Source organism: Streptococcus oralis, assembly GCF_019334565.1.
Taxonomy (GTDB): domain Bacteria; phylum Bacillota; class Bacilli; order Lactobacillales; family Streptococcaceae; genus Streptococcus; species Streptococcus oralis_CR.
In genome coordinates, this window is sequence record NZ_CP079724.1 from 1779798 (window position 1) to 1799672 (window position 19875).

General features: G+C 41.0%; 20 protein-coding genes. 4 read left to right on the forward strand and 16 right to left on the reverse strand.

Going from position 1 to position 19875, the window contains the following annotated elements; translation table 11 throughout:
• Positions 1 to 42 precede the first annotated feature (42 nt).
• Positions 43 to 489, reverse strand: a complete 447-nt coding sequence (gene argR, locus KX728_RS08635; protein WP_001231483.1) for an arginine repressor — start codon at positions 487 to 489, stop codon at positions 43 to 45.
• 154 nt (positions 490 to 643) lie between these two features.
• On the opposite strand from argR, the gene argS reads away from it, so the two are divergent.
• The 3 genes from argS to KX728_RS08650 all read left to right on the forward strand — a co-directional run bounded on the left by argS (position 644) and on the right by KX728_RS08650 (position 4550).
• A complete protein-coding gene (gene argS / locus KX728_RS08640; RefSeq protein WP_215804277.1) occupies positions 644 to 2335 on the forward strand; it encodes an arginine--tRNA ligase in 1692 nt (563 codons plus the stop codon).
• Positions 2336 to 2844: 509 nt separating this feature from the next.
• Positions 2845 to 3090, forward strand: a complete 246-nt coding sequence (locus KX728_RS08645) for a hypothetical protein (protein WP_000084865.1) — start codon at positions 2845 to 2847, stop codon at positions 3088 to 3090.
• Between the two features lie 197 nt (positions 3091 to 3287).
• Complete coding sequence (locus KX728_RS08650; protein ID WP_125391887.1) at positions 3288 to 4550, forward strand: NRAMP family divalent metal transporter; 1263 nt, start codon at positions 3288 to 3290, stop codon at positions 4548 to 4550.
• Positions 4551 to 4631: 81 nt separating this feature from the next.
• Here KX728_RS08650 and nrdI read toward each other — a convergent pair whose 3' ends face one another.
• The 5 genes from nrdI to KX728_RS08675 form a co-directional block, all read right to left on the reverse strand.
• Positions 4632 to 5102 (reverse strand): class Ib ribonucleoside-diphosphate reductase assembly flavoprotein NrdI, encoded by a 471-nt coding sequence (gene nrdI / locus KX728_RS08655; protein ID WP_000724244.1) that lies wholly within the window; start codon positions 5100 to 5102, stop codon positions 4632 to 4634.
• A gap of 77 nt (positions 5103 to 5179) precedes the next feature.
• The gene (locus KX728_RS08660; protein WP_215804276.1) at positions 5180 to 5713 is read right to left on the reverse strand and encodes an ABC transporter permease; all 534 of its coding nucleotides are present in this window, start codon (positions 5711 to 5713) and stop codon (positions 5180 to 5182) included.
• A gap of 58 nt (positions 5714 to 5771) precedes the next feature.
• Complete coding sequence (locus KX728_RS08665) at positions 5772 to 7058, reverse strand: response regulator transcription factor (RefSeq protein ID WP_215804275.1); 1287 nt, start codon at positions 7056 to 7058, stop codon at positions 5772 to 5774.
• 11 nt (positions 7059 to 7069) lie between these two features.
• Complete coding sequence (locus KX728_RS08670) at positions 7070 to 8740, reverse strand: sensor histidine kinase (protein ID WP_215804274.1); 1671 nt, start codon at positions 8738 to 8740, stop codon at positions 7070 to 7072.
• Positions 8718 to 9332 carry a YesL family protein gene (locus tag KX728_RS08675; protein ID WP_215804273.1) on the reverse strand — a complete coding sequence of 205 codons (615 nt, stop codon included), beginning with the start codon at positions 9330 to 9332 and terminating at the stop codon, positions 8718 to 8720. Before KX728_RS08675 ends, KX728_RS08670 begins: the two co-directional genes overlap by 23 nt.
• A gap of 133 nt (positions 9333 to 9465) precedes the next feature.
• On the opposite strand from KX728_RS08675, the gene KX728_RS08680 reads away from it, so the two are divergent.
• Entirely contained in the window at positions 9466 to 10035 is a 570-nt protein-coding gene (locus KX728_RS08680; protein WP_215804272.1) for an MptD family putative ECF transporter S component, read from the forward strand.
• A 174-nt stretch (positions 10036 to 10209) separates the two neighbouring features.
• Here KX728_RS08680 and dltD read toward each other — a convergent pair whose 3' ends face one another.
• From dltD to KX728_RS08730, 10 genes are all read right to left on the reverse strand, one after another.
• Complete coding sequence (dltD, locus tag KX728_RS08685) at positions 10210 to 11382, reverse strand: D-alanyl-lipoteichoic acid biosynthesis protein DltD (protein WP_215804271.1); 1173 nt, start codon at positions 11380 to 11382, stop codon at positions 10210 to 10212.
• 47 nt (positions 11383 to 11429) lie between these two features.
• Positions 11430 to 12584: a D-alanyl-lipoteichoic acid biosynthesis protein DltB gene (gene dltB / locus KX728_RS08690; RefSeq protein ID WP_215804270.1), complete on the reverse strand. Its 1155-nt coding sequence runs from the start codon at positions 12582 to 12584 to the stop codon at positions 11430 to 11432.
• Between the two features lie 159 nt (positions 12585 to 12743).
• Positions 12744 to 13436: a methionine ABC transporter permease gene (locus KX728_RS08695; protein WP_000137507.1), complete on the reverse strand. Its 693-nt coding sequence runs from the start codon at positions 13434 to 13436 to the stop codon at positions 12744 to 12746.
• A 1-nt stretch (position 13437) separates the two neighbouring features.
• A complete protein-coding gene (locus tag KX728_RS08700; RefSeq protein WP_215804269.1) occupies positions 13438 to 14499 on the reverse strand; it encodes a methionine ABC transporter ATP-binding protein in 1062 nt (353 codons plus the stop codon).
• Complete coding sequence (locus KX728_RS08705) at positions 14492 to 15865, reverse strand: M20 family metallopeptidase (RefSeq protein WP_215804268.1); 1374 nt, start codon at positions 15863 to 15865, stop codon at positions 14492 to 14494. The genes KX728_RS08700 and KX728_RS08705 overlap by 8 nt, the downstream gene beginning before the upstream one ends.
• Before the next feature lie 118 nt (positions 15866 to 15983).
• The gene (locus KX728_RS08710) at positions 15984 to 16838 is read right to left on the reverse strand and encodes a MetQ/NlpA family ABC transporter substrate-binding protein (RefSeq protein WP_061421490.1); all 855 of its coding nucleotides are present in this window, start codon (positions 16836 to 16838) and stop codon (positions 15984 to 15986) included.
• Between the two features lie 154 nt (positions 16839 to 16992).
• Positions 16993 to 17835 (reverse strand): amino acid ABC transporter substrate-binding protein, encoded by an 843-nt coding sequence (locus KX728_RS08715; protein ID WP_219108634.1) that lies wholly within the window; start codon positions 17833 to 17835, stop codon positions 16993 to 16995.
• 102 nt (positions 17836 to 17937) lie between these two features.
• Positions 17938 to 18261 carry an AzlD domain-containing protein gene (locus KX728_RS08720; RefSeq protein WP_000253936.1) on the reverse strand — a complete coding sequence of 108 codons (324 nt, stop codon included), beginning with the start codon at positions 18259 to 18261 and terminating at the stop codon, positions 17938 to 17940.
• Positions 18251 to 18946: an AzlC family ABC transporter permease gene (locus KX728_RS08725; RefSeq protein ID WP_000659754.1), complete on the reverse strand. Its 696-nt coding sequence runs from the start codon at positions 18944 to 18946 to the stop codon at positions 18251 to 18253. Before KX728_RS08725 ends, KX728_RS08720 begins: the two co-directional genes overlap by 11 nt.
• A gap of 137 nt (positions 18947 to 19083) precedes the next feature.
• Entirely contained in the window at positions 19084 to 19692 is a 609-nt protein-coding gene (locus tag KX728_RS08730) for a hypothetical protein (protein WP_215804266.1), read from the reverse strand.
• Between the last annotated feature and the right edge of the window lie 183 nt (positions 19693 to 19875).

A 19875-nucleotide genomic window follows, 5' to 3' on the forward strand; every position in this document is an offset into this window, starting at 1 on the left:
TCTCCTTGCTAAAAATAAGTCTTGAGAGCAACTCCCAAGACCTTATTTATCTTTCATCAAATCTAGCAAACGATCTTCCATCAGCTTGGCAACGTGCTGGTCTCGACAAATAACCAATAAGGTATTAGCACCAGCAACCGTTCCTAAAATCCATTCATCCTTGTTTGCATCTACAATGTTTGCTAAGACTGCAGCTTCCCCAAGTTTGGTATGAAGTACCAAGGTGAACTCTGCTCTTGCAACTCCTTCTAAATGATGAGACAAAAACTCAACTAAATCAATCTTATCTGTCTCATTTGCTAGTACATAATACACCATATCATTTTTCTTAACCTTGGTCAAGCCGATTTCACGCAAATCACGTGACAAAGTCGTTTGTGTCACATAAACATTACGAGCTTCTAAACGATCTTGAATCTCTTTTTGTGTCCCAAGTTTTTCTTCGGTGATCATCTTTTTAATCAATTGATGCCGTTCTCTTTTTCTCATATTATCCTCTTAAGTGAATATTTATAACAAGTTTTACATTTATTTTATAACTACATTATACCAAAAAAAATAGATAATTCAAAAAAATTCTTTTCTTTCTCAAAAAATGTAGTAAATTGTGTTAAAATAGTAAAAAAGCCCAAAAGGAGCCCTTATGAATACAAAAGAATTGATTGCTAGCGAGTTGGCTAGCGTCATTGATAGCCTGAATCAAGAGGCTATTTTAAATTTACTGGAAACACCTAAAAACTCAGAAATGGGAGACATCGCCTTCCCTGCCTTTTCTCTAGCAAAGGTCGAGCGTAAAGCTCCTCAAATGATTGCAACAGATATTGCTGAAAAAATCAATAGTCAAGCCTTTGAAAAGGTTGTTGCTACTGGACCTTACGTCAACTTTTTCCTTGATAAAAGTGCTATTTCGGCTCAAGTGTTGCAAAATGTTATCACTGAAAAAGAGCACTATGCCGACCAAACCATTGGCAAGCAAGAAAATATCGTTATCGATATGTCTAGTCCCAACATCGCTAAACCATTCTCTATTGGGCACTTGCGTTCAACCGTTATCGGGGATAGCTTGTCACATATTTTCCAAAAAATCGGCTATCAAACGGTCAAGGTCAACCACCTAGGAGACTGGGGCAAACAGTTTGGAATGCTGATCGTTGCCTACAAGAAATGGGGAAATGAGGAAGCGGTTAAAGCGCATCCAATCGATGAACTTCTTAAACTCTACGTTCGCATCAATGCTGAAGCTGAAAAAGACCCTAGCTTGGATGAAGAAGCACGCGAATGGTTCCGTAAACTGGAGAATGGTGACGAGGAAGCCCTCGCTCTCTGGCAATGGTTCCGTGATGAAAGTTTAGTGGAATTCAACCGCCTTTACAATGAATTGCAAGTCGAATTTGACAGCTACAACGGAGAAGCCTTCTACAATGATAAGATGGATGCTGTTGTAGACATCCTCGCTGAAAAAGGACTTCTTGTGGAGTCAGAGGGAGCCCAAGTTGTCAATCTTGAGAAATATGGAATTAAACATCCAGCCCTTATCAAAAAATCTGATGGTGCAACTCTCTATATCACACGTGACTTGGCTGCAGCCCTTTACCGTAAAAATGAATACCAATTTGCCAAATCCATCTATGTTGTTGGTCAAGAGCAATCTGCCCACTTCAAACAACTCAAGGCAGTACTACAAGAGATGGGCTATGATTGGAGCCAAGACATTGTCCATGTTCCGTTTGGATTGGTAACAAAAGAAGGGAAAAAACTCTCTACTCGTAAGGGAAATGTCATCTTGCTAGAGCCTACTATTGCAGAGGCTGTTAGTCGTGCCAAGGCCCAAATCGAAGCGAAAAATCCTGAGTTAGAAGATAAAGACCAGGTTGCCCACGCTGTTGGAGTTGGGGCTATCAAGTTCTATGATCTTAAGACCGACCGTACAAATGGATATGACTTCGACCTTGAAGCTATGGTATCCTTTGAAGGAGAAACTGGACCTTACGTTCAATACGCCTACGCTCGTATCCAATCTATCTTGCGCAAAGCCGATTTCAAACCAGGTACAGCTAGCAACTACAGCCTGAATGATGCTGAAAGCTGGGAAATCATTAAGCTACTCCAAGACTTCCCACGTATTATCAATCGTGCAGCAGATAATTTTGAACCTTCTATCATTGCGAAATTTGCGATTAGTTTGGCTCAAGCTTTCAACAAGTACTATGCACATACACGTATCCTAGATGAAAGTCCTGAGCGCGACAGTCGTCTGGCCCTCAGCTACGCAACCGCAGTCGTCCTCAAAGAAGCTCTTCGTTTGCTCGGGGTAGAAGCGCCGGAGAAGATGTAAATCGCCAAAGTTACTTGATTGCAAAGCAATCTAAGTAACTAACGCCAAATCCTATCAGGGATTTGGCTAGGCGCTTCACTAGTAAAGAAACATAAATATTGTCGATTTATGTTTCTTTACGTCGTAACCAGAGACACTTGCCTAAACACCTCAATAAATTGGTCAATCAAATCATATTGATTGTATGTAATCCTTTAGATCACTTGATTGCAAAGCAATCTAAGCAACGAATGTCAAAGCCTATCATGGATTTGATTAGTCGCTTCACTTAATCGATTTAGAGGCCATGACGTCGTAACTATAGTGATTTGACTTGGCGCTTCACTAATTCACCTAACCAAATAATATCGATTTGGTTAGGCTCATGTCGTAATCTTTTAATCACTTGATTGTAAAGCAGTCTGAAAGATTGAGGCAAAATAACATTTATATTTTGTTCGGCCTTGCAGCTATTCAATGAAACACTTTATTCACTTTTACTATTTCTTTATCACACTGGGAGATTTCCTATGAGCCAATATGCTTATATCCTCGTTGTACTTAGCTTGGTTTTCCTTTTTCTGCTCAATAAGTACGAGAAGGAAAGACTTCAAAGACTCTACCAAGAGCAACTCTTGAAGGACGAGACATTTAGGTCTGACATCAAAGAGAAAATTCACACGACTGAAAATATCAATGATGTCATTGCACATATCAATAAAACTTACCATCTGGGAATGTTGCTCTCAAAAGACGTCACAGATCAATTGAAATAATCAAAATCCGAGAAGCTTTCTTCTCGGATTTTTTAGACTTACCATATTCTCCTTGGAGAAATTTCATTAATGCATGTAAAGTTTTCTGTAATTTTCTGTATTTTTTCAAAATATTCTTGCATTTCTTTTAAGTTTTTTGTAGAATAGTAGCTATCTATTCAGATTATTCTGAAAATTCAAAAATAGGAGCGTTTATTATGTCACAAGTTACGTTATCAAACCAGTCAACCTGGGCAAGCAAACTAAAGGCAATGGGACCAGGAATCCTCATGGCTTCTGCTGCCGTTGGAGGTTCTCACATTGTATCCTCTACTCAAGCTGGTGGTTCTTATGGTTGGTCACTACTCCTCTTGGTTATCTTGGCCAATGTTTTTAAATATCCATTTTTCCGTTTTGGTGCCGAATATACTGCCGACACTGGCAAAACCTTGGTGGAAGGCTATGCTGAAAAAGGAAAACTCTATCTCTGGATTTTCTTTATCCTCAATGTCTTTTCAGCTATGGTCAACACAGCTGGTGTTGCCATTCTGTGCTCAGCTATCATCGCCAGTGCCTTCCCAATGATCGGTCTTAGCATCACTCAATGGTCCCTTATCCTTGTTGCAGTCATTTGGGCTATGTTACTCTTTGGTGGCTACAAACTATTGGACGGTATGGCAAAATGGATCATGTCTGCTTTGACCATTGCAACAGTTCTTGCAGTTATCATTGCAGCAATTAAGCATCCAGAATACAGCTCTGATTTTGTCGAAAAGACACCTTGGCAAATGGCGGCCCTCCCTTTCATCGTTTCCCTCTTAGGATGGATGCCTGCCCCTATTGAAATTTCAGCCATCAATTCACTCTGGTCTGCTGAAAAGAAAAAGACCGTCAACTTTAATACAGCGGACGCTCTTTTCGACTTTAACGTTGGTTACATTGGAACTGCTATCCTAGCTGTATTCTTCGTGGCACTAGGAGCACTGATTCAGTATCCTACAGGACAAGCAGTTGAAGCCGCTTCAGCCAAGTACATTTCTCAATTTGTAGGTATGTATGCCTCTGTTCTTGGAGAATGGTCCCGTTATTTGATTACCTTTATCGCCTTTCTTTGTATCTTTGGAACAGTCATCACCGTTATCGATGGTTACTCTCGTGTCAATCAGGAATCGCTACGACTCTTAATTCGTCAAAAAGAGGATTCTCGCAAATCTTTGAACATCTGGATGACCATTACCGCCATCATCGGTATCGTAATTATTAAATTCTTTGCTGGTCAAGTTTCCACCATGCTTCGCTTTGCCATGATCGGTTCTTTCCTGACAACACCATTCTTCGCTCTCTTGAACTATGTTTTGGTGACGCGTGAAAATAAAAATCTTCCTTCTTGGCTAAAACTCCTTGCTATCGCAGGATTGATTTTCCTCTTTGGCTTTGCTATTTTCTTTATCTATGCACTTGCCATCGGAAAAGCAGGATAGTTTATAAAATGGCACCCTTACGGGGTGCTTTTTGTATACGCAAAAAGCAGTTGAAAATCTCAACTGCCCCTCAGTACGACTTTATTTTTCTGTTTCTAACTCATACAAATCTGCAATGATCGCTGCGACCTTTTTAATATCTCCCAGCATGCCACGCATTTCAAAGTCTGCTAGGACCGGGAAGCCAAAACGCTGGCTATACTGCTTGGCTGTTAGGCAGTATTGATTGTTAAAATTGCGATTACCAGATCCCACTACCCCAAAACACTTACTAGCATTGTCTCCATAAGCGATAAAGTCGCCCACTGGAGTCGTTAGAATCTCAACATCGCCGTTATCGACACCATTTCCACCTTCCAGATAGGTCGGCAAGAAAGCGACATAGGGATGTTCCATTTCAAAGAATTCTTGGCCTTCCTTAACCAAATCCTTGATATGGATTTTTTGGACCTCAATTCCCTCATACTGAGACAAGAGATAGTCCTTGAGTCGGGTTACAAAACTCTCTGTATTCCCACTCAGACTGATATACACTAGGGATATTTTTTTCATGTTGACCTCGATTTTTTGTTTACGATTTAAAAAAGAACTACCAAGATTGTAACTTGATAGTTCTTTTTTGTCAATACTTAGACAACTTCTTCTGCTTCGACTTCTTCGGCCAAATCTTTTTGTTGGCGCCACATCTTGTAAAAGACTAAGGCTAAAAAGAGAACATTGATAATGATGAACAAAATATTCGTTCCTTGTGCTAGTGCTCCCATTCCTAGGCCGAGGGTAGAATCTTTGATTAATTGAACCGCATCTTGAACGTTCATATAGCTATAAACCAAACCAACAATCGCTAGTAGAACATAGCCGATATAAGCATAGTTTGCAAATTGCACATTTTTACGTACGAGAAATACAAAAGCTACTACAACTAGAACTGCAGATAAGACAATCAACAACGTATTAAAAATAGAGTGCGATGACGCTGTTACTTGGTAAGTATAGTTGACTGTGTCTTCTAATTGCTGGGCAGTAAGGGACCCGCTATTCGCCAAGCTAGCACGAAGCACATCTTTACTTGGCAATGGACTCAAGATTCCAAATAATGACATAGATGAAATAAGGGCTGATAGGACTAACAATACCCAAAGATAAATAGGATTCTTTTTCATGTTTTCCTCCATAAGATATTTTGAACATTATAGCATTTTTTGTACAGGAATACAACTTTTACAAGCTGGTTTCAACCTGTTTCCGATAAGCTTTCGGTGATTTTCCGCACAATTTACGGAAAACCTTGTAGAAATATCCAACATTACTGTAGCCAACTGCATAGCAAATATCTTCGATACTATCACTGGTCGAAAGCAAGAGTTGTTGCGCCGCCTTAATTCGCTGTTTATTGAGCAATTCCGCAAAAGTCGAGTTGGTTTCCCTCTTGATCAGCTGACCGAGATAGACAGGATTGATAAAGAGATCCTTGCTAATATCCTTAAGCGAGAGCTCTTTCTGATAATCACGCCCAATCACCTCCAGAACGCTCACTACATTTTCATTCATGCGGTACTGGCCAAAGAACTTGGTCAAGGTGTCCTTGATATAGGCAACCAATTCTTCAAAGGTGTTAATGGCATGAATAGCTTTTACAATCTCGGTCATATCATCTGCTTTTAGGTGTTCAAACAAATGAAAGACATCCATGACAAACTGGGTGAAGAGCTGCTTCGTGATGGCCACGCGCGGGGTATTTTCCAAGACGAGCTTCTCTAGCAGGGTTAATTCTTCGATGATTTGATTGATATTCCCTTGGATAATCACCCGATAAATCGGCTCGTAATAAGCAAACAAACTCTCGGATTTTTCTAGATTGACTGAACCGTAGAAAAGGGCTTTTTCTGCGTTGATTTTCCATTTTTCAAAGGCTTGTTGGTAGGGTGCTCCAAAAGGCGTTACTACGATTCCATCTAGTGGTTGATCAGAGATAAAAATCTGCCAGTCTTGCCCCAAAACATAGTAAGGAATGGTAAAAGAGCCTTGCTTTTCCTTTGAAAGTCCTATCCACCAGTTTTCTCTACCTGCTAAGAAACTGATAAAGGCTTCTTCATCTAATTCTTGACTGAGGGTCTGACTTTGTTCCACCTTTTCCTGAAGCTGCTGCGCAATTTTTTCTAATAAATTGCCCAACTCCACCTTGTCTACTGGCTTGACCAGATAATCCACGACACTAAGGTTCATGGCTTTTTTAACGTACTCAAACTCCTGATAACCAGACAGCAAGATATAATAGGTATCTGGAAGTAGCTCTTTCATTTCCCTAATCATCTCAAGTCCGGTCTTATCTGGCATGTTGACATCGGAAATGACCACATCTACTGGATTTTTCTTAATATAGTCCAAAGCATCATCTGCGTGATTAGCTGTTGCGACGACTTGCATATCCCATTTTTCAAAGGGGATTAATCGCTTGAGCCCCTCTGTCACCATGTACTCATCGTCTACTAATAAAACTTTATACATTTCTACCCTTTCTATTCATCCTGGATAGTGATATGGTAACGAACACCTTCTTGCTCAGCTGACTCTACACTGATTTGGTAGCGATCCCCAAAGTAGAGAACAAAGCGTTCGTGTACATTTACTATTCCAATTGATTGCCGCTCCCCACTATAGCTTGCCTCGTGTTCAAAACTTCGCTGAGCTAATTTTTCTTGCAAGCTAGCTAGTTTCTCAGCGGGCATTCCCCGACCATTGTCTTCCACTAGGATTTCAACGAAGCCTTGGCCCTTCAAAGCTTTGATACTGATGACATTATCCGTTCTGCGATGGTCAACACCATGGGCAAAGTAGTTTTCTACTAATGGTTGGAGTGTAAATTTTGGAATCCTCATTTCTTCCAATTCTGGTGCAATCTTGAAACCATAGGCAATGGATTTAGGATAACGTACCATACAGAGATAGCTATATTTTCGGCAAAATTCCAACTCTTGCTTCAAGGTCGTTTCCCTCTCGTCAGAGATATTGTTGCGTAACAAGCTGCTAAATTCATAGATAATATCTGCCAGTTCATCCTGACTTTGCATGACGGTATACATCCGTAAAAACTCTAGAGTATTGTACATAAAGTGAGGATTGATTTGAGCCTGTAGGGCTCGCATATTGGCATCTTTTTGACTGAGCTCTAGCTGATAGATATCGTGGATATTTTTTTCCAGGCGATCCAACATATCATTGGTTGTTTCTGCAATGAGAAGCAACTCTTGGTCTTTTTCAGAGGTATCGATTCGAAGGCCTTCTTCTCCTTGAGCAATCACCTCGATCGAATCTACTAGGTCTACGACCTGCTTTTGGTAATTTGAAAAAGTCTGTCTAAGGGTCACGTACAAAATGATGATAAAGAGAATACTTAGCCCAATAATGACAGCTGAACTCGTCAAAGTTCCTGTAAGAACAAAATTTTTAGGAACAGCAACTCGAACCTGATAACCGTGAGAGGTGACACCTACAAACCAGTTTTCTCGCTCGGCTGATACCTTCTCCCCAATATGGAACATCTCGGTCTCAAAAGGCGAAGTTACTGTTACAGCCATTGGGATATGACCCCGAGTATTGTCAATAGCGCCATGTAAAACATCTGGGGATAGGGAGATATAAATCACTCCTAAATCCTTGTCAGACACAGGATCGGAAACAGGAATGGCAAAACTATTGGCTGTTGGCTTAAAATCCTCCGCAGGAACTTTCTCTCCACTGCGTTTTTCTCTAGTCGAAACATATACTTCCTTGTAGTCCTGAAGAACAATAGCCACTCCAGTCACAAAATCATTCCGAACATAGAGGTCATCAATATTTTCATACAGGGAAACCGAGATATAAGGCGAAGTTTTACGCTCTAATTGCCAATAGAAATAGTCTGGTGTGCTGAGACTGAAATACTTGTAAATCCCTTCGATGCGGGCCTGAATTTCAACCAAAGACTGAGCAAGTCGGGTTGACTCTCTGTGATAATATTCCACTTCACTCACTGTCCGAGTGGTCACACGTTCTGCAACCCGTTGGGCCTCTTTCTCACGCGAGTCCCAGTCAGCATACGATAGCATAATCGCAAAACTAGCAATGACCACGATCATAACCAAACTATAAATCTGCAAAAGAGAGTGAAGCCAAAACTGCTTCATTCTATTTTGTCGCCAATTTTTCATGAATACTTTCATAAATAGGTTCCAACATATCACTGATAAAGAAATGCCATATTCCAATTCCTACAAAAAAGAGCAAGGCAGGCATATAATAACCAACTCCTACAAGGAGAGCGGACCCGAGTAAAACCTTGGTGATCGCAGGTAGGCTCATAAAAATCCCGATAAGGGACAGTTTCAAGGTATTTTGGTAGGATAAATCAAAGTACACCTGAAGTTTCAAGGACACAGTATAGGCTAGAAAGACAAGAGCAACTACAAGGACATTGAGAAAGGTCGCCAAGAGGTGGAAAATCGTCTGGTGGGGCAATTGAACTAGAAGGTATAAACCATAAACTAGGACAAGATCCACAAACACAAAACTATAGAAAGCCAGATTACTCTTGACAAAATTGCTCTTATACAATTCCCAAGCTTCCTTCAAATGGTAGGCTCGATAGGTATACCCATGCTCCGCATACAAACTCATAAGAGTTGCACTAGCTGGGGCCAAACCAAAGATCACTCCTCCTGCTAGTGTTAATAGCCAGAAATAAGCCGTCGCAATCATTCCCAAAAAGATACGATTAAAGACGAATTCTAGAAATTTTCCCATGCTACTCTCCTTAAACTAACGATGTAACTATTATATCATATTTCAAACGTTTTCAAAAATATAGAACTCCCATTTACAATCCTCAAAAAGCGTGATACAATTGGTTTTGTTAATTCGCATCAAGGAGATTCTCATGAAAAAAAATATCTTAACCACCCTCTTGGCCGCCGTCCTCTACTTTCTCTGTGTAGGGATTGGAGTCTTCCTAGGACACCTGGTCGACCAAACAGGCAATATGTTCTACGCACCTGCCTTTTCTGCCCTTGTCGGTGGCAGTGTCTACATGCTTCTTTTGACGAAGGTCCCTCGTTTTGGCGCCATCACCACTCTAGGACTTTTTATGGCACTTTTCTTCCTAGCTAGCAAGCATGGCGCTGGTGCCTTTCTCCCAGGACTCGCTTGTGGTCTTGCAGCAGATGCCATCGCTCGTCTCGGAAACTACAAAGACCGAATCAAAAACACCCTCTCCTTCCTCGTCTTTGCTTTTAGCACAAGTGGCCCTATCTTCCTCATGTGGATCCGTCCCAAAGCTTACGTGGCTACCTTACTTGCGCGTGGGAAATCCCAAGAATACATCGACCGTATCATGGTCGCTCCAGAGTTGGACAAAATCCTTCTCTTTGTTTCAAGCATCCTCCTAGGTGCCTTGATTGGTGCTGTGGTTGGGCAATTTCTAAGTCAAAAAATAGCTGATAAACTATAAGATAAAAGCCCTGAAGACTAGCTATGCCTAGTTCCAGGGCCTTTTTGTATACAATCCTAAAATTCACTATAGATAAATTCTTGAATATTCGAAAAATCGGTCACAAAACAGTAAATTACGATGCTCAAGATAACCGTATAAAAAAATAGTGTCCACAAGATTAAACGATGTGTGTTAGTTAGCTTGGTTTGCAAATTTGTAAAGTTCTTTTTCAACTTCCATCCATCCTTTCACTCCAACGTGCATCACGTCAAATAAAAAGTAATCATCATACTCTCTGTTTCCATAGTTTAATACGGTTGCACCATGACTTTTTGCGACATCTTCTATTTTTTTATAAGTTTTTTCTCGCATCTCTCTTGAGACACCAGTGTAGTCATTCCATTTCCCGTTTACTGGGAAAATAATAACCTCAACTTCAATGCCCAATTCTTTAGCAACCGTCAAGAAAAGTTCCATATCTGAATATTCTGGTGACTCTAGGTAGCTCAAATCTTTATTAGAATCTTTTAGCGATGCATAGCGATCTTTTAAGTAAGTATTGTAGTAGTTATTATCAACAGCATAGTCATTATTGTCTGTTTTCTTTTTGACCTCTTCCACAAACTGAGCCGTCATTTTCTCCCAATCATAGTCTGGGGTTTTGTCTCCTAGTGAAGGATAATCTGATTTCTCATGATTTTCATAAAATTTTCGTTTGAGCTTAAAGGAATACATCGCGTTATCTAACTCTAATAGTTTTTTATCAACAATGGTTCCTTTTCCATCTATGAAATAACTTTTGTATTTTTTGTAGATGTCGTTTTGTTGCTTGTTTCCTTTGGTAATCTCGATAATGCGATTGATTAGTTTTTCTTTCGTTTCTTTACTAATCTTGTCATTATCTAGCATGTGGAAAATATGTTCCTGAGAAGCCTTGTTCAAAAAGGCATCTTGATGGGTCCCATCTTTTTCAAACCACTGAACAGACTCTACTATAGCTACTTTTCGCTTACTCATAGATCCTTCAATAGAGCCCAAGGTCGTAGCCTGAATGATGTTTTGAGAATAACTGGTCCCAATCTGCATGATATTAAAATCGTTGTAGTTAAAAATTTTATTTGGATGATAGTCTTCATTTATCGTCGCAACCAACTCTGAGGAACCCATTAGAACCAGTGTCTTGGGAGTAATATTGCTTGTCAGAATATCTCTACTTTTATACTTTTCATATGAGGTGCTGTATCGAATACTGTTATCCTTGACTTTATAATAACCATCAATCTTCTTGACATACGTCACATTTAAAAGGGCAAGCGTCGCAATTACGAGCACAAGCGATAGTAAAAATGCTTTTAATTTAATCATCTCGTTTTATCCTATCCCTTCGATCTAGCCGATTTCTTTTCAATCTCTTATCTCTTTAAAATCGTCAGTAAGATTTTATAGGGTTCACCTGAAAAGATAAAGAAACCAATCATAACCAAATTCATGGTCACAAACCAACTTAGTAGCTTATACCAGTTTTTGTTTTTATTTTTCTTATAAAAATTGCTTTTCTTTTGATACACTTCAAATCCAGCCATCAAGACACCATGATAAAAACCATAGACAATGTAACTAACACTAAGACCATGCCAAAAACCCATGACCAACATATTGACCATATAGGCATAGGTTGCATTGTGTAGTCTATTTTTAAACCATTTTTTCCTGATAACCTGCATCAATACTCTTGAAAATACAAAATCTCTCAACCAGGTCGACAAGGTGATATGCCATCTGGTCCAGAAATCTTTGATATCGACACTCAAGAAAGGTTTGTTAAAGTTCATTGGTGTCTGAATACCTAGAATATTACTACTTCCAACGGCCATTAGACTATAGCCTGCAAAGTCAAAGAACAGATACAAGGTATAGAGGTACATATACTTGATTGAGTAAACGACTGTGCCAGTATTATTTAGAGCGAGTAACATCTGGTAAACATAGGTTGATAAAACAATCTTGTAAAGGAGGCCTAGAACGATACGATACACACCGTCCCCTGCTAACTCTAGATACTCTTTCCGGGGCATGACCTCATTTATCTCTTTTAAAAATCTCCTACTCCGATCAATTGGACCAGCACTAACTGTTGGGAAAAAGAGCAAAAACTGTAGATAATCTTTTACACTGATATTTTCTTTGATTAAGCCATCCGATATCTCTAGCATGATCTGAATGGTCTTAAAGGACATGTAAGAAATTCCAATAAAGGCCAACAAATGCAGAGAAGTCAGGGCAAAGACTTTATTGATCACCAAAGGAAGAATGGAAAGGAAAACCAGTGGTTTCAGCCACTTTGCCTCTATCCGCTGTGCTAGAAAAACCAGAAAATACTGGTAAACGATAAAGGCGAGCAAATAGACAATCATCGCTCGACTCTTACCATAGATAGCTCCTGCAAATAAGAGGGAGAGCGCCAAAATATAGTAGTCTTTACGTTTTTCAAAAAAGTTTACCACAAAACCAATCAGTAAAACTACAGATAAGAGAAGGAAAAACTCATTCCCCTCGAAATAATTCATACCAGCCAAACTCCTTTACATTATCATCCCTTCTACAGCAAACTTTCTGATTTGCTGATTGAGGGACCTTTATTTATTATAGCATATTTCTAAAAAGAAGCTTTATCCTTCTTGCATTTCGGTGAGAAAACAAAAAGGAGTCCCGTTGAACTCCGTCCATTATTTATGACTTAGTTTCTTAGTCAAGAAATCTCCCAAGAACTGGATTGTAAATATAATCAAAATGATAATGATGGTTGCCAAGATAGTCACATCGTGATTGTAGCGGTTAAATCCATAAGCGATGGCTACGTTACCGATACCACCAGCTCCAACTGCTCCCGCCATAGCTGTTTCTCCAACAAGGGAAATCAAGGTCACTGTCGTCACACGAATCAAATCTGGAAGACCTTCTGATAGATAAACACCCACGATGTCCCAGAAGGTCGCTCCACTAGCCTGCGCCGCCTCAATGACACCACCATCTAGCTCAGCCAAGACCACCTGCACCTGACGGGCAAAGAAGGCAAAGACCGCAAAAGAAAGTGGGACAAGGGCTGCATTTGGCCCGATGCTCGTCTTGACGATTAAGTGAGACAGTGGCGACATGATTGCCAAGAGGATGATGAAAGGAACCGCGCGGAAAATGGAGGTAATCTTGTCTAAAATCCAAAAGATAACCTTATTTTCCAAAACACCACCTGGCGCTGTCAAGACGAGGAAAAGACCTGCCACCAGCCCCAAGAATCCTCCGATGATGAAGGAAAGAACTGTCATATAAAGAGTTAGGTAGATAGCCGTTCCCCAGCCTGCCTGACCAGCCCAGCCCATCTTGTAGACATTTGGTAAGTAAGTTTGAATCAACTCTGTCATTTTACTGTCCTCCCTTCAATACTTTTAACTGGACACCAGCCTGACGGATGGCTTCTTGAGCACCTGCCAGTGCTGCCTTTTCACCTGACAAGACCACAACCAATTCTCCAACAGGAGTGCCATCGAGAATTTCGATATTTCCATAGAGGATATTGGCCGTTACTTGGTAATGTTTGTACAATTCATTCAAAAGTGGTTCATCTGTCGAAGCCCCTGCATACTTGAGCTGCACTAAGATACTGTTCTCAGACAAGTGCTCTACGATTTCTTGCTTCTCAATCTTAACCATGGCTTCATCAATACCTGTGGCAGTTGAAATGAAGTCTTGGGTCAAAGGCTGTTTAGGGTCTGAGAAAATTTCAAGAACACTACCCTCTTCAATCAAACGACCATCCTGCATGACCGCCACACGGTTGGCAATATCTTTGACAATCTGCATTTCATGCGTAATCAAGACAACCGTCAAACCTAATTTTTGGTTTAGATCTTGCAACAAGGCCAAAATCTGCTTGGTTGTCTTAGGGTCAAGGGCAGACGTTGACTCGTCTGAAATCAAGATTTTTGGATCATTGGCCAAGGCACGCGCAATGGCCACACGCTGTTTTTGCCCTCCTGATAGTTGTGAAGGGTAGTTTTCAGCACGATCCGCCAAGCCAACCAAGTCCAACAACTTAGCTACTTTGGCTTTCTTTTCTTCCTTGCTGAGTCCAGAGTGTTTGAGGGCAAAGGCCACATTTTCCTCCGCTGTCTTTTGACTCATGAGGTTGAAATGCTGGAAAATCATTCCAATGTCTTGACGTTTGCGGCGCAACTGCTCTGCTGTCAAGGTCACCTTACCATCAAAAATCACATCGTCGTCAATGGTAATTTTCCCTACAGATGGCTTTTGCAAGAGATTAATCACCCGTACAAGGGTTGATTTCCCTGCTCCAGAATATCCAACGATTCCGTAGATATCCCCTTCTTGGATGTGAATGGTCACATCCTTGACCGCTGTGATGGTTCTTTTCTTTTGGTGAAAAGTCACATCGATCTGATCTAACTTGATAATATCTCTACTCATAGCTTCTAATCAGCTCCTCTACTAATTCAATATGGGTGTAGTAATCGGCGATTCGCACGTTTTCATCTCCACCGTGGTCTCGGCTATTGGCATTTCCTAGACCGAAAGCCACCATTGGCACCTCCAGGGCGTCAAAGACCGTATGCATAGGCCCTGTCCCCGCTGTGGTCGGCAAGACCGATACTCCCTGTGGATAGAATTTCTTGGCCAACTCGATTACGTTGAGAATAGCTGGCGCGCTCATATCGCTTCGATAGCTCATCTCTCCCAAGGTATAGTATAATTCTACCTTATCAAAGCCATTTTTGTCTAGCTGTTTCCGAATTTTTTCCAGAACATCATGCGGTTCTAAGCCAGGAATCAAACGAACCTCAAGCTTAGCACTGGCTTCTGCTGGCAAAATCGTTTTAACCCCTTGCCCTTGATAACCTGACTGAATCCCTTCGATATTAAGGGCTGGCTCAAAAAAGAAACGTTTTAGAAAGGCTGCACGTTCCTCTTGTAAGAGAGGCAATTCCAAGCCATAAATGCGACTGATTTCCTCAGGATTGCGTTGGGCGTAGGTATCTACCAAGGCTAGTTCTCGTTCATTTGGTTCTTGAACATTCTCGTACAAGCCTTCTACCAAGATACGTCCATCAGCAGCTCGCAGACTACTTAAGGCCTGGATAAGATACCACGGCGCTGACTCCACGACACCACCATAACTCGAGTGGATATCCACATCCGCACTTTTCACCTTAGCATCAAAAGTCACAATCCCTTTGTTTCCGCCAGAGATTTCCAGCTGTTCCAAGGCGTTCTTGGTCCCTTGCTCCCAGACTAGCAAGTCCGCCCCACGAAGTTTGTCTGCGTGTTTCTCTAAATACTTATCTAGATCCATGGAAGCAGACTCCTCTGCTCCCTCCATGATAAAGCTGATATTGACAGGCAGGTCATCATGGTGCTGCATATACTTTCTCAAAGCACTCAAACGAGCTGTGATGTGGCCTTTGTCGTCGTCAACCCCACGCCCATACATAAAGCCATTTCGCACAGAAAGGGTAAAAGGATTCTCTGTCCAGATCTGATCGCCATCCGCTGGCACGGTGTCATAGTGATTATAGAAGATCAAGGTCTTGGCATCCGGACGCGAACTCTTGAAATGCGCCATGACAAAGGGAGCCGTATAGCTCTCATCAATCTCCACTTCAGCCCCTACACGCTTGAAAATCTCACCCAGATAGTTTGCGACCTCCTTGAGCCCAACCTGCTGGGCAAAGACTGATTTCTTGGAAATCAAGGTGCGCAAGACTTCAAAATAATGTTGGGCCACATGATCCTTCTCAAATTTTTCAATCTGCTCTTGTTCGCTAGGAAAAACCATTTTCTCTCTCTTTCTACTACGTACTTGCGTCCCTGGAAAGACCACAAGTGCCTCTTTAAAATCAACTCTCTATACAAAAGCAAGAGGTGGAAACTCTCTCCCACCTCCCTGTGTCTTATTACCAAACTGGTTGGTCCAAACCGTCTGATGTTTCTTCGATAACTTTTTTCACTTCATCAGTGTGGTAAGCTGCGATAATTTTCTTGATGGCATCAGCCTTAGGTGATGATTCCCAATCTTTTTTCGCAACAATGATGTTGTACCATTGTTTTGAGTTTTCATCAGCTTGTTCTTTGAAGAGTGCTTTCTTGTAGTCCAATTTTGCTTCTGTAACGAAGGTATTGTTTACAACGGCAGCATCAACTGATGACAATGAACGAGCTGTTTGGCTAGCGTCCAATTCAGTAATCTTCAAGTTCTTTGGATTTTCTGTGATGTTAGCAACTGTTGCAAGTGCAGTTCCAGAAACATCCAATTTGATCAAACCAGCTGATTGAAGCAAGTAAAGCGCACGGCTTTCGTTTGTTGCATCGTTTGGTACGGCGATTTCACCCTTATCTGGGATTTCTTCCACTTTGGTATACTTGTTTTCTTCCCCATTTTTACCTGAGTAAAGGCGGATTGGTGAGATATATGTATCTGCAATCGCTACAAGGTCTTTCCCGTTTTCTTTGTTCCAGTTGTTCAAGAAGTTGTAGTGTTGGAAAGCATTCAAGTCTACTTCGCCATCAGCAGTTGCCTTGTTTGGTTGTGAATAGTCTGTGAACTCTGTGAATTCCAATTTAATTCCATCTTTTTCAACCAATTCTTGGATTTTATCCCAACGCGCTTCTTCAGAACCGCTACGGTTAACTGTTGCAATTTTGACAACTGTTTCGTTGTCTGCTTTCTTTTCTGAATTTCCGCAAGCGGCAAGAGCCAAGCCTGCGACTGTAGCAAGCGCTGCTACACCGAGCCATTTTTTAATTTTCATGATTCTATCTCCTTTAAAAATAATACCGTAATAGTATCTCATACTTTATTTGATTTAGCAAATTGTTATTAGATAGGCAGACATATAGTTTGAAACTATATACCTAAAAATTGAGAAATCATCCGCCTTTCTCAGACTGGATGATTTCATACGACTATTTAATATCAGCTTCTGCTGGGAGATAAGTGTCTCCGAAGAACTGTTTAGACAATTTTTCAAGAGTTCCGTCTTTGTAGAGTTCTTGGATACGTTTGTCTACAAATGATTTCAACTCATCTTGACCTTTAGCAAGAAGTGGGTAAACGTAAGGTTGTTGGTCGCTTGGAAGTTCAATGACTTTCAAGTTGTCCAAACCTTGGTTCTTGATAACTATTTCAACACCGATTTTATCAAAGATCTTGTAGTCAAACTGACCATCGCTCAAACGAGACATGATTTGTTGGAAATCAGCCTTGGTGTAGTTAAGAACCGTTGGATTATCTGCGTGTTGTTTGTTATAATCTTCTAGCTGTTTAGCTGATGTTGTCCCTTGAACGACCTCAGTAGACTTGCCTCCGATATCATCAAGTGATTTGATGCTGTCGTCGTCTTTCTTCACAACGAGAACGTTAGGGTTTTTAGCAGTTGGAGCTGCATAAAGGTACTTTTCAGCGCGTTCTTTGGTATAGCTGATATTGTTCACAGCCATTTGATAACGGTCGCTATCAAGACCTGCAAAGACACCTGACCACTCTGTCTTTTCAAACTTGACATCGTATTTGTCAGAGTCTTTAAAGATAGCACGGACTACTTCAATCTCATAACCAGTCAACTCGCCATTTTCTTCGTAGTTGAATGGTTTTGGTGAAGCATTGGTTGCAACGATAATTTCTTTCTTGCCAGATGCTGCTTCGCTATTTGCAGTATCTTTCTTATCTCCGCCTGAGCAAGCTGCTAGTACACCTGCGGCAACAAGTCCTAGAGCAGCAAGAGATGAATATTTGACGATTTTTTTCATGTCATTTCCTCCAAAATAGAATACTTTACTATCTTAACAGAAAATATTTTTTTTTGCCATTATATGATATCTATCTCGGTGATAGGTTTTTTTTATGACTGACTAAAAGACCAGACGCAAGACTGCAATCAAGACCACTCCAAAAAGAACCGTACCCACTAGATTGCGGTAGCGAAAGGCTACCCAAGCCGTTGGAAAGACTGCTAAAAAGTCCAGCCATTTGATCTGAGGAAGGCTCCCAACCTTGCCAGTCACTACGCTTGAAAGGATCAAGGCAAAGATAATGGAAACAGGCAAAAACTTCAAAAAACGCTCGACGATAGCTGGCAATCCCTTATACTTGACCAAGATGAAGGGAATCATACGGGGAATCCAAGTCACAAGGCCTGAAAAGATAACGGCTAACAAAAGATATTTACTGACCATCTAAGACAACCCCCATAGTACAACCTAGCAAGGTCGCAAACAAAACAGCTAGCGACTGAGACACTACTGTCAAGAGCAAAAAGAAAGACACCGCAACAACGGCTAGGATCCGCAGCAGATTGCGGACAGGAACCCGTCTTTGCATAATCTGAAATTGAGAAGTAAAAATCCCGATAAACATTCCGACAAGGGCAAAGTCCAAGCCAAAGACTTCAGGATTTGGAAGAAGCCCACCTAAAGCTGTCCCCGCAACTGTCCCAATAAACCAGGCTACATAACTGTTGAGATTATTCCCGTGCATCCACATAGGATGGACCTTGTCTGTATGGGCTAACTCTCCCATCAAAACCCCGTAGGTCTCATCTGTCAGGAGACTAGACATGCCGATATTTTGCCAGAGACTAGTATGACGGAAATAAGTCGATGCATGCAAGCTCAGCAAAAAGAGTCGCAAGTTGATCAAAAAGACCGTCATAGCAATAGCTGCCACAGGCGCTTGTACCGCAATCAGTGCCAACATGGCAAACTGGGCGCTCCCAGCATAAACAAAGAGGCTCATCAAGCCCATCTCAACAGGCGTCACATAGGGCGCGCCAATAATCCCGCAAGCCAGGCCAATGCTGACATAGCCAAGGGCAGTCGGCATAGCCGCCTGTACACCTTCCCAAAATCCTTTTTCTTTCATCCTTCTCCTCATATTTTCTCCAATTGAGGCTGTTCATCATCACAGCCACAGCACGGACTATTATAACATATTCAAAGAAGAGAAAAAAGTTTAGAGTTTGAAACTAGTAGCTAGCAAAAAGTACTGAATAGGATGTATTATGGATACATGAGAAATTGATCCACTCGGATAGTATACTTATCGGTTTCTGTGTCTGTAGCATATTTATTTTCTGTCGGATAGACATCGACCCAGAGTTCCCACTGTTGTCCCTTCAACTTGACCTTGTAGCGATAACCGTCATCATATAGTCCTACCGGATCAGTGGTCATAGACTGGTAATCTGGAAGAGCTTCTAGTTCTTTTTTTACAGTCTGGGATAAGGTATCGAGCAATGCTTGCTGCTCAGCTTTTGAGGTAACAGGAAAATAAGCCGCTACTGTTTCCAAGTGATGCAATTTTGAAAATGTAAAGGTCGCTCGACCAGTATAGCCTTTCAAAGTAATCTGCTCATAGTGATAGAAAAGGCGGCCTGTTTTATAGAAATAAGGATCTTCTGCACGCCAAGTATCGCGATAAGCCATTTCCTCTTCTTCCACCACTTGGCTAGCCTCTCCCAATACTTCTTCAAAAGATTTAACAGGCATACCGAAAGAAAGGGATTCAAACAAGACCAGTTGTGTCTTTTTGATATTCTGGCAAGCTGATAAAAGCATGAGTAAAGCTCCAAGAGCAAGCAGACTACTGATTATTTTTGTAGATTTCATATTTCTACTATACAAAAAAAGTCTCAGACTGACAAACTTTGGATTTTCCGATTACATTTTGAGATTTGTTCTCTGAATTATGAGGAAACAAAGGACTAATCAAAAATTAGTAACAGACAGTCAAAATAAAAAAGACTGAAAAAACAGTCTTATTTATAATACTTAGCTAGTCAGTTCTTTTGT

What these genes read in the sequence shown, in the direction of transcription:
- argR (WP_001231483.1), bottom strand. Translation starts at nt 489, where the DNA reads ATGAGAAAAAGAGAACGGCATCAATTGATTAAAAAGATGATCACCGAA.
- argS (WP_215804277.1), top strand. Translation starts at nt 644, where the DNA reads ATGAATACAAAAGAATTGATTGCTAGCGAGTTGGCTAGCGTCATTGAT.
- KX728_RS08645 (WP_000084865.1), top strand. Translation starts at nt 2,845, where the DNA reads ATGAGCCAATATGCTTATATCCTCGTTGTACTTAGCTTGGTTTTCCTT.
- KX728_RS08650 (WP_125391887.1), top strand. Translation starts at nt 3,288, where the DNA reads ATGTCACAAGTTACGTTATCAAACCAGTCAACCTGGGCAAGCAAACTA.
- nrdI (WP_000724244.1), bottom strand. Translation starts at nt 5,102, where the DNA reads ATGAAAAAAATATCCCTAGTGTATATCAGTCTGAGTGGGAATACAGAG.
- KX728_RS08660 (WP_215804276.1), bottom strand. Translation starts at nt 5,713, where the DNA reads ATGAAAAAGAATCCTATTTATCTTTGGGTATTGTTAGTCCTATCAGCC.
- KX728_RS08665 (WP_215804275.1), bottom strand. Translation starts at nt 7,058, where the DNA reads ATGTATAAAGTTTTATTAGTAGACGATGAGTACATGGTGACAGAGGGG.
- KX728_RS08670 (WP_215804274.1), bottom strand. Translation starts at nt 8,740, where the DNA reads ATGAAAAATTGGCGACAAAATAGAATGAAGCAGTTTTGGCTTCACTCT.
- KX728_RS08675 (WP_215804273.1), bottom strand. Translation starts at nt 9,332, where the DNA reads ATGGGAAAATTTCTAGAATTCGTCTTTAATCGTATCTTTTTGGGAATG.
- KX728_RS08680 (WP_215804272.1), top strand. Translation starts at nt 9,466, where the DNA reads ATGAAAAAAAATATCTTAACCACCCTCTTGGCCGCCGTCCTCTACTTT.
- dltD (WP_215804271.1), bottom strand. Translation starts at nt 11,382, where the DNA reads ATGATTAAATTAAAAGCATTTTTACTATCGCTTGTGCTCGTAATTGCG.
- dltB (WP_215804270.1), bottom strand. Translation starts at nt 12,584, where the DNA reads ATGAATTATTTCGAGGGGAATGAGTTTTTCCTTCTCTTATCTGTAGTT.
- KX728_RS08695 (WP_000137507.1), bottom strand. Translation starts at nt 13,436, where the DNA reads ATGACAGAGTTGATTCAAACTTACTTACCAAATGTCTACAAGATGGGC.
- KX728_RS08700 (WP_215804269.1), bottom strand. Translation starts at nt 14,499, where the DNA reads ATGAGTAGAGATATTATCAAGTTAGATCAGATCGATGTGACTTTTCAC.
- KX728_RS08705 (WP_215804268.1), bottom strand. Translation starts at nt 15,865, where the DNA reads ATGGTTTTTCCTAGCGAACAAGAGCAGATTGAAAAATTTGAGAAGGAT.
- KX728_RS08710 (WP_061421490.1), bottom strand. Translation starts at nt 16,838, where the DNA reads ATGAAAATTAAAAAATGGCTCGGTGTAGCAGCGCTTGCTACAGTCGCA.
- KX728_RS08715 (WP_219108634.1), bottom strand. Translation starts at nt 17,835, where the DNA reads ATGAAAAAAATCGTCAAATATTCATCTCTTGCTGCTCTAGGACTTGTT.
- KX728_RS08720 (WP_000253936.1), bottom strand. Translation starts at nt 18,261, where the DNA reads ATGGTCAGTAAATATCTTTTGTTAGCCGTTATCTTTTCAGGCCTTGTG.
- KX728_RS08725 (WP_000659754.1), bottom strand. Translation starts at nt 18,946, where the DNA reads ATGAAAGAAAAAGGATTTTGGGAAGGTGTACAGGCGGCTATGCCGACT.
- KX728_RS08730 (WP_215804266.1), bottom strand. Translation starts at nt 19,692, where the DNA reads ATGAAATCTACAAAAATAATCAGTAGTCTGCTTGCTCTTGGAGCTTTA.